12 protein-coding genes are annotated in these 12,514 nt (G+C 71.7%); 2 read left to right on the forward strand and 10 right to left on the reverse strand.

The window, feature by feature from the left end; genetic code table 11:
* Positions 1–92 precede the first annotated feature (92 nt).
* From LHA35_RS28890 to LHA35_RS16005, 3 genes are all read right to left on the reverse strand, one after another.
* Positions 93–2,060, reverse strand: a complete 1,968-nt coding sequence (locus LHA35_RS28890) for a hypothetical protein (RefSeq protein WP_274707809.1) — start codon at positions 2,058–2,060, stop codon at positions 93–95.
* Positions 2,061–2,206: 146 nt separating this feature from the next.
* A complete protein-coding gene (locus LHA35_RS16000; RefSeq protein ID WP_226609694.1) occupies positions 2,207–4,099 on the reverse strand; it encodes a PHA/PHB synthase family protein in 1,893 nt (630 codons plus the stop codon).
* A 215-nt stretch (positions 4,100–4,314) separates the two neighbouring features.
* Positions 4,315–4,677 (reverse strand): HPF/RaiA family ribosome-associated protein, encoded by a 363-nt coding sequence (locus LHA35_RS16005; protein ID WP_226609696.1) that lies wholly within the window; start codon positions 4,675–4,677, stop codon positions 4,315–4,317.
* An 80-nt stretch (positions 4,678–4,757) separates the two neighbouring features.
* Between LHA35_RS16005 and LHA35_RS16010 the strand changes: the two genes are divergently transcribed.
* Positions 4,758–5,348: an NUDIX domain-containing protein gene (locus tag LHA35_RS16010; RefSeq protein ID WP_226609698.1), complete on the forward strand. Its 591-nt coding sequence runs from the start codon at positions 4,758–4,760 to the stop codon at positions 5,346–5,348.
* Positions 5,349–5,435: 87 nt separating this feature from the next.
* On the opposite strand, the gene LHA35_RS16015 is transcribed toward LHA35_RS16010, so the two are convergent.
* The 4 genes from LHA35_RS16015 to LHA35_RS16030 form a co-directional block, all read right to left on the reverse strand.
* Positions 5,436–7,001, reverse strand: coding sequence for an alpha-amylase family glycosyl hydrolase (locus tag LHA35_RS16015; protein ID WP_226609702.1), 1,566 nt, complete (start codon positions 6,999–7,001; stop codon positions 5,436–5,438).
* Positions 7,002–7,006: 5 nt separating this feature from the next.
* Complete coding sequence (locus LHA35_RS16020; RefSeq protein ID WP_226609704.1) at positions 7,007–7,663, reverse strand: HAD family hydrolase; 657 nt, start codon at positions 7,661–7,663, stop codon at positions 7,007–7,009.
* Positions 7,664–7,836: 173 nt separating this feature from the next.
* Positions 7,837–8,787, reverse strand: coding sequence for an NAD(P)/FAD-dependent oxidoreductase (locus LHA35_RS16025; RefSeq protein ID WP_226609707.1), 951 nt, complete (start codon positions 8,785–8,787; stop codon positions 7,837–7,839).
* 74 nt (positions 8,788–8,861) lie between these two features.
* On the reverse strand, positions 8,862–9,251 hold the full coding sequence (locus tag LHA35_RS16030; RefSeq protein WP_226609710.1) for a DUF4267 domain-containing protein: 390 nt from the start codon (positions 9,249–9,251) through the stop codon (positions 8,862–8,864).
* Positions 9,252–9,375: 124 nt separating this feature from the next.
* Here LHA35_RS16030 and LHA35_RS16035 point away from each other — a divergent pair, with 124 nt between their 5' ends.
* Complete coding sequence (locus tag LHA35_RS16035) at positions 9,376–9,897, forward strand: DUF4142 domain-containing protein (protein WP_226609712.1); 522 nt, start codon at positions 9,376–9,378, stop codon at positions 9,895–9,897.
* A 126-nt stretch (positions 9,898–10,023) separates the two neighbouring features.
* Here LHA35_RS16035 and LHA35_RS28975 read toward each other — a convergent pair whose 3' ends face one another.
* From LHA35_RS28975 to LHA35_RS16050, 3 genes are read right to left on the reverse strand one after another with little or no spacing between them, the layout of a single operon-like run.
* A complete protein-coding gene (locus tag LHA35_RS28975) occupies positions 10,024–10,944 on the reverse strand; it encodes an AEC family transporter (RefSeq protein ID WP_226609715.1) in 921 nt (306 codons plus the stop codon).
* Between the two features lie 4 nt (positions 10,945–10,948).
* Positions 10,949–11,584: a guanylate kinase gene (gene gmk, locus LHA35_RS16045; protein ID WP_226609717.1), complete on the reverse strand. Its 636-nt coding sequence runs from the start codon at positions 11,582–11,584 to the stop codon at positions 10,949–10,951.
* Positions 11,574–12,473: a YicC/YloC family endoribonuclease gene (locus tag LHA35_RS16050; protein ID WP_226609719.1), complete on the reverse strand. Its 900-nt coding sequence runs from the start codon at positions 12,471–12,473 to the stop codon at positions 11,574–11,576. Before LHA35_RS16050 ends, gmk begins: the two co-directional genes overlap by 11 nt.
* Positions 12,474–12,514: the final 41 nt, after the last annotated feature.

Genomic DNA, 12,514 nt, shown 5'->3' on the forward strand with positions numbered 1-12,514 from the left:
ATGACGTGTATGTGAAATAATGTCGCACAATCCAGCAAAGCTTCCGGCAAGCCGCCCGACCGCCGCGGCGCCTCCGCGCCCCGCCGCATGCATCAGGAGAAGACGTAATCCCCCGCGACAAGGGCCGCGCTGCCCGCATGCTGCAGGATGATCCTGGCCGAGATGGCCCCATCCACCAGCTCGTAGAGGTGGTCCCCTGCGGGGCCCATCTCGCGGAGATGCGTGAAGGTCGCATGGCCGGAAAAACCCTCGAAGCGCAGCACGTCGCCGCCCGCCGCGCCATTGCCCGCGCCCTCGAAGCCGGTGATCTGGTCCACCTCCCCCGGCTTGAGCCCGGCCAGATCCGACTTGCGGATCACGATGGTGTCGCGCCCCGCACCGCCCGTGATGCGGTCCGCCCCGGCGCCCCCCACCAGCCGGTCATCGCCCTCGCCACCCTCCAGCCGGTCCGCGCCGGCATGGCCCTCCAGCACGTCATTCCCCTTGCCGCCGAGCAGGTGATCCGCGCCGGCGCCGCCCAGCAGCAGGTCATCCCCAGGGCCGCCATCGAGCGTATCCCTCCCCGGCCCGCCGGCCAGCGTGTCGCGGCCGCCGAGCCCTTGCAGGACCTCGCTACCAGGGCCGCCGAGACGCAGGTCGTCACCGCTGCTTGCCCGGTTCCGCACCGTCATGAGCAGGAGCTGGCCGCCCTCCACCACCTCCGTCCGCGCCGCGCTGCCGCTCTTTCCGAAGCGGACATGCGCCTGGCTGTCGAGCAGGAAGGCCTGGGTGCCGCCACCCCCGAAGATCGCGGAGACATCGATGATGCCGGAGGATTCCTCGTCCTGCGTCAGGAAGCCGCGCCCGCCGGTGGCGAAGCGCGCCGGGTCGTGCCGCGCGACCTCGAAGGCGCGGTCGGAGCCCGGGTCATAGACCCAGATCCGGCCGAGCCGGGAGCTGGCGCCGGGATCCTCCTGCAGCCAGACGCGGCCATGGGCATCGACCGTCATGTTGTCGAACATTCGCTGCCCTTCGCTGCCGTCGAGCAGCGCGGTGAAGCGGCCGCCGAGCTGCGGCCTGGCGGCATCGACGAAGTCGAGCGCCCAGAGGCGCGACGGGCCGGCATTGCTGGCGGAGGTGGCGAAGTAGAGGCGGTTGCCATCCAGCCGGTCCCAGGCGGCATCCTCCGGGCGCCACCACTCGGTCACACCGGCCCGGTCGCTGGCCGCCTCGATCCGGCTGCCCGATTTCCTCGCGGCGTCGGGGATCTCGGCGACGGAGAAGCTGCCGGAGAGCGGGACCTTTCCCTTCCTGGCGCCCTCACCATCGGCGCCATGGCCGATGCCCTGCGCCACGATGCCGTAGAGCCTGCCATTGGTCAGGCCGGCCTTGTCCACCACGCTGCCGGCCGCCTGCTTGTCGCCGACATAGATGTAGACCTGGCCGGCCGTGTTGTCCTCCGTCGCGGCCACCACCGTCTTCCGCCCGGTCGTCGGGTTGGCGACGAGATTCTCGAAGCCCAGATTGCCGAGCCGCGGCAGCTCATAGGCCTTGCCCGCATCGGCGCCGGTGACGACGAAGCCGAAGGCGCGGCCGTTCGGGGTGGTCTCCTCCCCCGTCAGCCAGAGGCGGGCGGTCGTGCCGAGCCCACTCGCGGCATCGTGGAAGGCGGAGGTCTTCGCCAGGTCGCCGGAGCAGAGCTTGTGCCAGGCGGTGGTGGCCCGGGTCCAGGCGCCATCGCCGTCGCTGTCCTGGTAGACCGTCTTGGCCAGATCCCCGGCATCGATGACGGCGAGCGTCGCCTTGTCGATCACCAGCTTCGAGACGAAGGCGCCCTTCGCGCCATGCTCACGCGTGATGCCGCTGCTGCGGGTGATCTCGTGGTTCATCAGCACCGTGACGGTGCCGTTGCCATTGTCGAGGGCGCCGAGGCCGTCCGGGACGCCGACCATGCGCCAGGGCGTCACGCCATCCGCCCTGGTTCCGACGGCATCCCCGGCGGTGAGCAGGGAGGTGAAGGACAGGCCCGGCCTGCCGGGCAGGAGATAGGGCGAGGTGGCGGTGGATGGGCCGGTGGGCATGCGGTGCTCCGAGGAAGCCGACAGCGATCTGCCGCCCTTCAGCTTCCCCCGTCCGGCCGCGGATGGGCGGCCGGACGTCCGTCACAACTCCATGATGGCGCGGGGGCCACAGCCTTGCGCCGCGCCGGCGGCGCGGCGGCGCCCCCCTATTTCTGCAGCACGTAGGTGCCGGGCGCGTCCACCAGCGGCGGATGCTTCGCGCTGCCCATGGAGGGCGGCTTCACCCGCTTGCCGCCGCGCTCCGCCAGCCAGGCGGCCCAGTCCGTCCACCAGCTGCCATCATGCTTCTGCGCGCCGCGCCGCCACTGCTCCGCGGTCTTCGCCCCGGTCTCATCCGAGGTCCAGTAGCTGCCCTTGCCGCCCGGCGGGTTGATGATCCCTGCGATATGGCCGGAGGAGCCGAGGATGTAGCGCACCTTGCCGCCGGCGAGGCGGGTGATCTGCCAGGCCGCGTCCCAGGGGACGATGTGGTCCTTCTCCGCCCCCACGGCATAGATGTCCTGCTTGATGGCACCGAGGTCGAGAGGCTGGCCCTTCAGCGTGATCTTGCCGGGCTTCATCAGGTTGTTCTCGACATAGGTGTTGCGCAGGTACCAGGCATGCGCCGCGCGTGCCATCCGCGTCCCGTCGCTGTTCCAGTAGAGCAGGTCGAAGGCCGGCGGCTTCTCGCCCAGCAGGTAGTTGTTGACGACATTCGCCCAGATCAGGTCGTTCGAGCGCAGCAGGTTGAACATGTTCGACATCTCGCGGCTGTCGAGGTAGCCGCGCTGCATCATCTGCGCCTCGATCGCGTCGATCGCGCCCTCGCCGAGGAAGACCGCGGTGTCGCCGACGCGCGAGAAGTCCTGCAGGGAAACCATGAAGGTCACGGCGTTGAACCGCTTGTCGCCCTCGGCGGCCAGCCAGGCCAGCACCATCGCCAGCAGCGTGCCGCCGATGCAGTAGCCCATGACGTTCAGCGTGTTGCTGCCCGTGATCTCCCGCACCACGTCGCTCGGCTCGAGCACGCCGAGCTCCATGTAGTCCTCGATGCTGGTCTCCTCCATCGAGGCATCGGGGTTGCGCCAGGACACGACGAAGACGGTGAAGCCCTGCTTCACCAGGAAGCCGATCAGGCTGTTCTTCGGCTGCATGTCCATGATGTAGAACTTGTTGATCCAGGGCGGCAGGATCAGCAGCGGGCGGGCATGCACCGTCTCCGTCTGCGGGCTGTACTGGATCAGCTCGACCAGCTTGTTGCGGTGCACCACCTTGCCGGGCGTCAGCGCCAGGTTGCGGCCGGGCGCGAAGGCATTGGCATCCACCATGGACAGGCGCCCGGCCTGCAGGTCCTCCACCAGGTTGCGCGCGCCGCTGGCGAGGCTGGCGCCGCCCGTCTCCATGGCGCGCTTCAGCGCGACGGGGTTGCTGGCCAGCAGCAGGGTCGGGCTCATCGCATCGACGAATTGCCGCAGGTGGAATTCCAGCCGCTGCCGCTCGGCCGGCTCCAGCCCATGCGCCGACTTGCCGCGCTGCAGCAACCAGTCGGAGGCGAGCAGATAGGCCTCCTTCAAGGTGCGGAACACCGGGTTTGCCTGCCATTCCGGCGCGGCGAAGCGCTTGTCGGCGGCGGGCTTGCCGTCCCCCGCCGCCTCGCCCAGCCACCGCTTGCCGGCCTCGGACCAGGCATCGAGCGCGGCCCGCCAGACATTGGCGCCGAGCGCGGTGGCGGAGGCAATGGTGGCGGCGGGGTCGGCCAGCGACTGCATCCAGACGATGCGCAGCGCGCGCGCCACCTCCGCCCAGTCCACCGGAATCACCTCCCGCAGTGGGTTGGCGTTCCACATGGAATCGACCGCCTTCAGCAGCGGGTCGCGGTCGATCAGCGCCTTGGCTTGGCGCAGCGTCTCGGCCACCGTCGCGTCGCTCCAGGCCATCGCAGCGGGCGCCGCCGGCATCGCCGCGGTCCAGGAGGCGAGGGAGGCGAGCATCGCCTCCGCCCCCGGCAGGCCGGCAAAGCCCGGCGGCTGCCCGTTTCCGGTATGCTGCTGGTCGGCCATCCTCGTCCCTCCCCTGTTTGGCGGCACGTATCCTGCCCGCGGCACGCCAACGCCGGGCTGCGGCCGGGGTTGGGCGGGTCAGGGCAGGACGGCCCCGCCTCCGCCGGTGCCTGCCGGCCCGATGCGACCGCGCATCCGTCCGCAGCATGGCGCATGATCCGGTCGGGGCGAAGCGGCCATGATCCGGCGCCAGGCGCGCCGGCGCAGAAGGGCCGCTACAGCACCCCGTCCCGTGTCGGGTTCACCGGCTTGTCCTCCCGCAGCTCCCGCTTGCGGCGGCGGAGCTGCTTCGCCACCCGCTCCAGCGCCAGGCTGAAGGCCGCCTGCGCCACGGCATGCTCCGCCTCTCCGTCGAAATACAGGCCGCGGCCGCTATGCACGCGGATGGCGCAGCCGAAGCCGCCATTGCCGGTGCGGGAGAAGGTGCAGGTGATGTCCTCCGCCCCGCCGAAATATTTCTGCGCGAGCGCGTCAAGCTGCTCGGTCGCGTGACCGCGCAATGCTTCACCCACATCCACCTGGTGGCCGGAGACGATGATGCGCGAGGCCGTGTCGTCGGTCTCCTGGCGAGGCTCCATGCCGCGTCTCTCCTTACTGGTGTGACGGGGGGCGAACGCCGGCCCGACGGCGCCGTTGCAGCACGGGCGGAGGGGCAGCGATGAGCGAGGTCGAGATCGAGGCGGTGGAGACCCTGTCCGAGGGCTGGCGGCCGCTCCGGCAGTACCGGCTGCGGCAGATGCGGAAGGATGGCCGGCGGCAGAGCCTGGTGCGGGAGGTCTATGCCATGGGCCCGGCCGCGGCGGTGCTGCCCCACGACCCGCATCGCGGCACGGTGCTGCTGATCCGGCAGTTCCGCCTGCCGGCGCTGCTGAGCGGCGACGGGCCCAGGCTGGTCGAGGCCTGCGCCGGCCTGGTCGAGAACGGCAAGGATGCCGCGACCACGATCCGCGAGGAGGCGGAGCAGGAACTGGGCTGCGGCCTGGACGCGCTGCGGGAGGTGATGGTGGTCTATTCCAGCCCGGGTGTGGTGGCGGAAAAGGTGCACCTCTTCACCGCCGTCTATGATCCTTCCCGCCGCCACGGCCCCGGCGGCGGCCTGCCGGAGGAGGGCGAGGAGATCGAGGTGCTGGAACTACCGCTCGCCGAGGCCTGGGCGATGGTGGAGCGGCGGGAGATCATGGATGCGAAGACGGTGCTGCTGCTGCAGCATCTGAAGCTCCAGGGCTGTACCAACGGCCCCGATCCTTGACCCCGGCAGCGCGGGCGCCGGCCCGCGCCGAGGCCGCAAGCGCGGCGCTCCTGGCCCGGCTGCGGCCACGCATCCGCGCCGCCGGCGTCAATCCAGTTCGATCACCAGCCCCTCATGCGGCCGCAGCCGGCTCGGGCTGCCGTAATCGCCATGCGTCGAGAGCAACGGCGCGCCGCGCGCCTCCAGCGGCTGCGCCGTGCCGCCGAGGTTGAGCGCGACCAGCAGGCGGCGGCCATCCTGCGGATCCTGCCGCTCATAGCGCAGCACATCGCCTGCCGCCCTGACTGCCATGATGGGCCCGAGCGAGAGCGCCCCCTCCCGCCGCCGCAGCATCAGCAGATCGCGGTGGAGCGACAGCATCGACCGCGGGTCATGCGCCTGCGCCGCGACGGACAGCGCGGCATGGTCCTCCCCCAGCGGCAGCCAGGGCGTGCCGGTGGTGAAGCCGGCCTGCGGCGCATCCTGCCAGGGCATGGGCGTGCGCACCGGGTCCCGCCCCAGGCCAAGGCCGGGCACGCGCTTCTCCCAGGGATCCTGCACCAGCGCGGGCGGGATCGGCACATCGGTCAGGCCGAGCTCCTCGCCCTGATAAAGTGTCGGCGTGCCGCGCAGCGTCAGCAGCAGCATGGCGGCGATGCGGGCCTGCTCCGGCCCGATGCGGCTGACGATGCGGCTGCGGTCGTGGTTGCCGAGCACCCAGTTCGGCCAGGCGCCCTCGGGCAGCGCCGCCTCGTAGCGGCAGATCAGTTCGGCGATCGCCCCCGCCTGCCAGGGCGTCGTGATCAGGTGGAAGTTGAAGGGCAGGTGGAAGCCCGTGCCGCCCTCCCCGTAATAGACCATCAGCCGGTCGATCGGCAGCCAGGCCTCGCCGATCAGCAGGCGCTCACCGGGCCAGGCATCGGTCACGCGCCGCATCGCGGCGATGGCGGGCTGCAATTCCGGCTGGTCCATGGTGCGGGCGCGGATCAGCCGGCGGGCAGGGGACTGGCCGGGCCGCCAGTCCGGGTTGGGCGGGTTGTCGCGGAACGCCGCATCCTCGATCAGATGGTGGATGGCATCCACCCGGAAGCCGTCCACGCCCCGCTCCAGCCAGAAGCGGAGCACGTCCAGCATGGCTGCCTGCACGTCCGGGTTGCGCCAGTTCAGGTCCGGCTGCTGCGGCAGGTAGGCATGGTAGAAATACTGGCCGGTCGCCGCATCCAGCGTCCAGGCGCTGCCGCCGAACTCGCTCAGCCAGTTGTTCGGCGGCCCGCCATCCGGCGCCGGGTCGCGCCAGACATACCAGTCGCGCTTCGGGCCGGTGCGGGAGGCGCGGCTTGCGACGAACCAGGGATGCGTATCCGCCGTGTGGTTCGGCACGTAGTCGAGGATGACGCGCAGCCCCCGGTCATGCGCCGCGGCGACCAGCCGGTCGAAATCCGCCAGCCTGCCGAAGACGGGATCGACATCGCAGTGGTCGGCGACGTCATAGCCGAAATCGGCCATGGGGGAGGGGTAGAAGGGCGAGATCCAGAGGGCATCCACGCCGAGATGGACGAGGTGGTCGAGCCGCGCGGTGATCCCGGGCAGGTCGCCCACGCCGTCGCCGTCGCTGTCCTGGAAAGAGCGCGGATAGACCTGGTAGATCACCGCGCCCTGCCACCACGCCGCCATGGCGCTCAGCCCCGCGCCAGGGGTGAGTCACCGTAGCGCTCCAGCAGCTCCGCCGGGTCGCGGTAGAGCGCGACGCAGCCGGCGGCGCGAAGGTCCTGCTCCGGGAAGCCGCCGCAGAGCAGGCCGATGGTCCGCAGCCCCGCCTTGCCCGCCGCCTCCGCGTCATAGGGCGAATCACCAACGACGATCGCCTGGTCCGCCGGCAGCCCGTCCAGCGCGGCGAGGAAGATGTCGGGGAAGGGCTTCGACCGTTCGGCGTCCTCCGAGGTGGTGGCGGCATCCACCAGCCCCTCGATGCCCAGAAGTGTTTTGTAGTGGTCCAGCTCCTCCGGCTTGCCGGAGGAGGCGAGGATGATGCGCCGTCCATCCGCGCGGAGGCGGCGGAACAGCGCGGCGACGCCGGGAAAGGGGCGGGCGCGGTGGATCAGCTCGCCCATGTAGAGGCCCTTGCGGAAGGCCTCCATCTCCTTGCCCCGCCTGTCCACGACATCCTCCGGCAGGAAGACCGGCATGAGCTGGTCGCCGCCCTTGCCGATCTGGGCGCGCACCGCCTCGAAGGGCACCTCATGGCCGATATGGCGGAAGGTCCGCACCCAGCTCTCGGCATGCAGGTCGACCGTATCGACCAGCGTGCCATCGACATCGAACAGAACGGCCTTCACCGCGCACCCTCCGGCAGGACCGCAGCGCAACCGGCCGACCGGCGCCGGGTTCCCTTGCAAATCGGCGCCGCCGGTCCAGCCCTCCGCGGCGCTCCGGCCATCGGGGGCGCCTGCGAGTTGGCGCCGCCGATTCAGTCCTCCGCGCCTTGCGGCGCTCCGGCCATCGGGGGCGCTCAGCCATTGTCGGCCTCGTCCTCCGTCGGCAATTCGCAGCGGTTGTGGATGTGGGTCGCCGCCGTCGCGGCATGCGCCATGGCCACCACGATCTGGTCGAGCCCGCGCACGATGTCGCCGGCGGCGTAGAGCCCCCTCACCGTGGTCTGGTTGTGGGAATCCACGCGGAGCGCGCCGCGCCCGTCATGATCCGCCCCCAGCGCCACCGCGAGTTCCGAACGGTAATGAAGGCCGAGCGCGGAATAGAGCACGTCAAAACGGTGCTCCCGCCCGCCCTCCCGCAGGGCGGCGATGCGGCCTTCCCGGACGTCCAGGCCCTCCACCGGCTGCTCCACCACCTTCACCCGGTGCTCGGCGACCGAGGCGCGCTGCGCCTCGTCCAGCGCCATGGGACAGCCGAGCGTCAGCAGCGTGACATCGTCCGAATAGGTGCGGGCGATGAAGATCGCCTCGCCCAGCCCGCGTTCGCCATGGCCGATGACGGCGATGCGCTGCTCCCGCGATTCGTAGCCGTCGCAGATCGGGCAGTAGCGCACCAGGCCGCGGCGGACGGCATCCGGCAGGTCCGGCAGGTCCGGCTCCACATCCACCGCGCCGGTCGCCAGCAGCACGCGCCGCGCATGGATCAGGCGGTTGCCCCCCGCGGCGTCATGGACCGCCGCGGTGAAGCCCTCCTTCCCGCGCTCCAGCCGCGCGACCGTGCCGGCCTCGATCCGCACGCCGTAGCGCTCCACCGTCTCCCGGTCCCGCCGCAGGATCTCGGGGCCGCCGATGCCCTCGGCGAAGAAGGGGATGTTGTGGCTCGTCGGGATCCAGGCGGCGCGGGGCGCGCCGCTGTCCACCACCAGCACGCGGCGGCGGAAGCGCGCGAGATAGACGGCGGCGGTCAGGCCGGCCGGCCCGCCGCCGATGATCAGGCAGTCGAGCGGCGCTGCATCCGGCTGTGGCATGGTCACGAACCTTCCCGGCTTTCGAGCCACGGCAACGCGGCAGCCATGCAAAGGACGGGCCGCGCCGCGCAGGTTTATCCGCGCCGCAGGATGCGCCAGGCGATGGCGACGGCGGCGGCGCTGGCCGCATGCGGCAGCAGGTGCCAGCCGGCCGCCATGCCGCGCACGGCCAGCAGGATGGCCATGTCCCCGAGCGGGATCAGCAGCGTCACCGCCAGCACCAGCGCCGCCCCGGCGCGATCCCCGCGCCAGAGCAGGCCGAGCAGATAGAAGCCGAAGGCCAGGTCACGCAGGCCGATGACGGCGACATAGGCCAGCGCCTCGCCCTCCGGCGGCGGCAGGCCGAAGATCGCGGCCCCCCAGCGCGGCAAGGCCAGGAAGAGCAGGCCAAGAGCGGCAAGGCCAAGCGCGAGCGCAAGCGCCGGCCAGGTCGTCGGGTCCCGCAGGCAGGGAAGGTGGAGCATGCGCCGCTCCCAACGCCGGTGCGGGCCGCGCGACCGCGGCTGAACCCGCGCGCGCCGCCGCCGTTGTGCCGCGTGGCGCCCGGGCAACTCGCCAGGGCAAATCCCGCATGGAAGGAACCAGACCATGGATCGACGTGGCATCCTGCTCGGCACGGCCGGGCTCGCGGCCCTTTCGCTCAGCCTCTCGCCAGGGATGGTGCTGGCCCAGGGCGGCACCGCCCACTGGCTCTCGGGCAGCGAGTACATCGCGAAGACGCTGATGGGCGGCACGCTGGCGAAGCAGACCAGCCAGCTCGCGCTGGAGCGCGGGCAGCATCCGAAGGTGAAGCAATTCGCCGGCTTCGAGATTGCCGAGCAGACCGCGCTGGCGCAGGTGCTGACCAACACTGCCGACCCGCCGCCGGTGCCGCTGGATGCCGACCATCAGGCGGTGCTGCGGACGCTGCAGGCGCAGACCGGCCCGGGCTTCGACCGCGCCTACATCCTCAGCCAGCTGCAGGTGCACCAGGCGCTGCTCCTGGCGCAGCAGGGCTATCTGGACAACACCAACCGCAGCACGGATACGCAGAACATTGCCGTGCTGGCCCGCATGTCCATCCAGCAGCACCTGGTGATGCTGCAGGAAATCCAGCAGATGCTGGGGTGATGCACGCGCCGGCGGCCACCTGGGCTACGGCGGATCGCGTCCAAGGCTGAGCGCCGATCCGCCCTGGCTCCTCGTTTTACAGGCAGATCGACGCGTCCGTTCGTTCATGCCTGCCGGCGATCCGCTCTATCCCAGCCAGGTGACCAGCACGGCCAGGGTGAGGACGGAGGCCGCGGTGCCGACCAGCACCGTGGCGCCGGACCTCTCCGGCCGCAGGCGGTAGCGCTGCGCCAGCAGGAAGGCATTGGCGCCGGTCGGCAGCGCCGCGGCCAGCACCGCCACCGCCGTCTCGAGCGGCGGGAGCGCGAAGGCCAGGCACATGCCCCAGACCACCGCCGGCATGACCAGCAGCTTCACCAGGGTCGCCGCCAGCGTGCTGCGCCAGGTGGCGCGCGCATCGAAACCGGCGAGGCTGCCGCCCAGGCAGAACAGCGCCGCCGCGGGCGCCACCGCGCCCAGCATCTCCATCACCCGCCGCGCTATGCCGGACGGCGCCGGCAGGCCGAGCAGCCGCCAGACCAGCGCGGCGAAGACCGCGACCACGATCGGGTTCCGCGCCATGCCCGTGAGGGTTGAGCGCAGCACCCGCCGCCAGGGCGCCTTCGCATGCAGCGCGATCTCCGCCACCACGGTGGCGAGGCCGAGCAGCACCATGGAATGCAGCACGAGGATGCCGAGCAGGACCGACAGCCCCTCCTGCCCATAGGCCGCCAGGATGAGCGGCAGGCCCATCATCAGCGTGTTGCCGAAGGAGGCGTCGAGGGCGAGCATCCCGGCATCGGCGAGCGGCAGGCGCCGCCAGGCGGCCGCCAGCAGCACGCCGCCATAGATGACGAAGGCGCCGAGGAAGAAGGCCAGCGCCGCCCGGCCGCCGGCGACGCCGCCGGAGGTGCCGCCGAGGAACAGCAGCGCGGGCGCGCAGAAGGTGAAGACGAAGCGGTTGATGCCGGCGAAGCCCGGCGGGTCGATCAGCCGCCGCCAGGCCGAAAGCCAGCCGAGCCCGATGATGGCGAAGACCGGGCCGACCACCCCGATGACGGCCTGCACCCCCTCAACCTTGCAGCAGGCCGGCGACGAACCCCGCCAGCCAGGGCTGGCGCGTGCGGTGGGTGCGGGCGGCGTGCAGGATGGCGCGCACCGCGGCGACGGTCGTGGCGAAGTCGTCGTTCACCAGCACATGGTCGAACTCGTCCCAGTGCTGCATCTCGGTCCGCGCCGCCTCCATGCGCTTGGCGATCTCCTCCTCGGGATCCTGGCCACGGCCGCGCATGCGGCGCTCCAGCTCCCTGAGGCTCGGCGGGAGGAGGAAGATGCCGACCACATCGGCCGGCATGCTCTGCCTGAGCTGGCGGTGGCCCTGCCATTCGATGTCGAACAGCACGTCCCGCCCGTTCTCCAGCGCCTGCTCCACCGGGGCGCGCGGCGTGCCATAGGACCGGCCGAGGAAGCCGGCATGCTCCAGGAACTCGCCCGCCGCGACGCCGGCGGCGAATTGCGCCGGTGTGCGGAAGAAGTAGTGCACGCCTTCCTGCTCGCCCGGCCTCGGCGCGCGGGTGGTGGCGCTGACCGAGAGGGAGAGTTCCGGCTCGGTCTCCAGCAGGGCGCGGGAGATGCTGGTCTTGCCGCCGCCCGGCGCGGCGGCGAGGACGAGGCAGATGCCCCGCCGCGACGGCCGGCTATTCGACATTCGCCGCCTGCTCCCGCAGCCGCTCGATCGCCGCCTTGAGGTCGAGGCCGATGCGCGTCAGCGGCACGGAGGCCGATTTGGAGCAGAGCGTATTGGCCTCCCGCACGAATTCCTGCGTCAGGAAATCAAGCTTGCGGCCGGCCCCCTCGCCCGCCGCCAGCAGCGCCCGCGCCGCCTCGATATGGGCGGCCAGCCGGTCCAGCTCCTCCCGCACATCGGATTTCTGGGCGAGCAGCGCGACCTCCTGCGCCAGGCGCTCCGGCGGGATGCGGGCATGGCCGTTCTCGCCCAGCAGGGCGGCCAGCTGGTCCAGCAGCCGGGCCCGCTGCGCCTCGGGCTGGCCGGCGGCCTCGGCGGCGGCGGCCTCGCGCAGCGCCGCGATCTCGTCCAGCAGGCCGGAGAGGATGGCGTGCAGCTTGGCCCCCTCCGCCTGCCGGGCGGCGGCGAGGCCGGCCAGCGCCTTCTCATAGGCCGTCGCCAGGGCGGCGCGCTTCGCCGCCTCCTGCGCCTCGTCCGGCTCGGCCTGCTCGGCCCGCAGCACGCCGGGAAGGGCCAGCAGCGCCTCGGCCCGCGGCGCCTCGCTGCCGCGGATGCGGTCGGCGAGGGCGAGGGCCAGTTGCAGCGCCTGCTCCAGCGCCGCCGGATCGACCGAAAGCTTCGGTCGCTCCTCCCGCTTCAGGGTCAGCGTCGCGGAGACGTTGCCGCGCCGGAGGCGCTTGCCCGTTGCCTCCCGCAGCGCGGGTTCCAGCGCGTCCTGGCCGTTCGGCAGGCGCAGGCGGAGGTCGAGGCCGCGGCCATTCACGCTGCGGAGTTCCCAGGCGAAGGCGGTGCCATCCGGCAGCGTTCCGCTCTCGCGCGCGAAGCCGGTCATGCTCATAAGGGTGCCCATCGGCCGGGTTCTCCCGCCTCAGCGGATCGGATGCAAGCGAT

This window comes from Roseicella aerolata, from assembly GCF_020523605.1.
In the GTDB taxonomy this organism is placed as follows: Bacteria; Pseudomonadota; Alphaproteobacteria; order Acetobacterales; family Acetobacteraceae; genus Paracraurococcus; species Paracraurococcus aerolatus.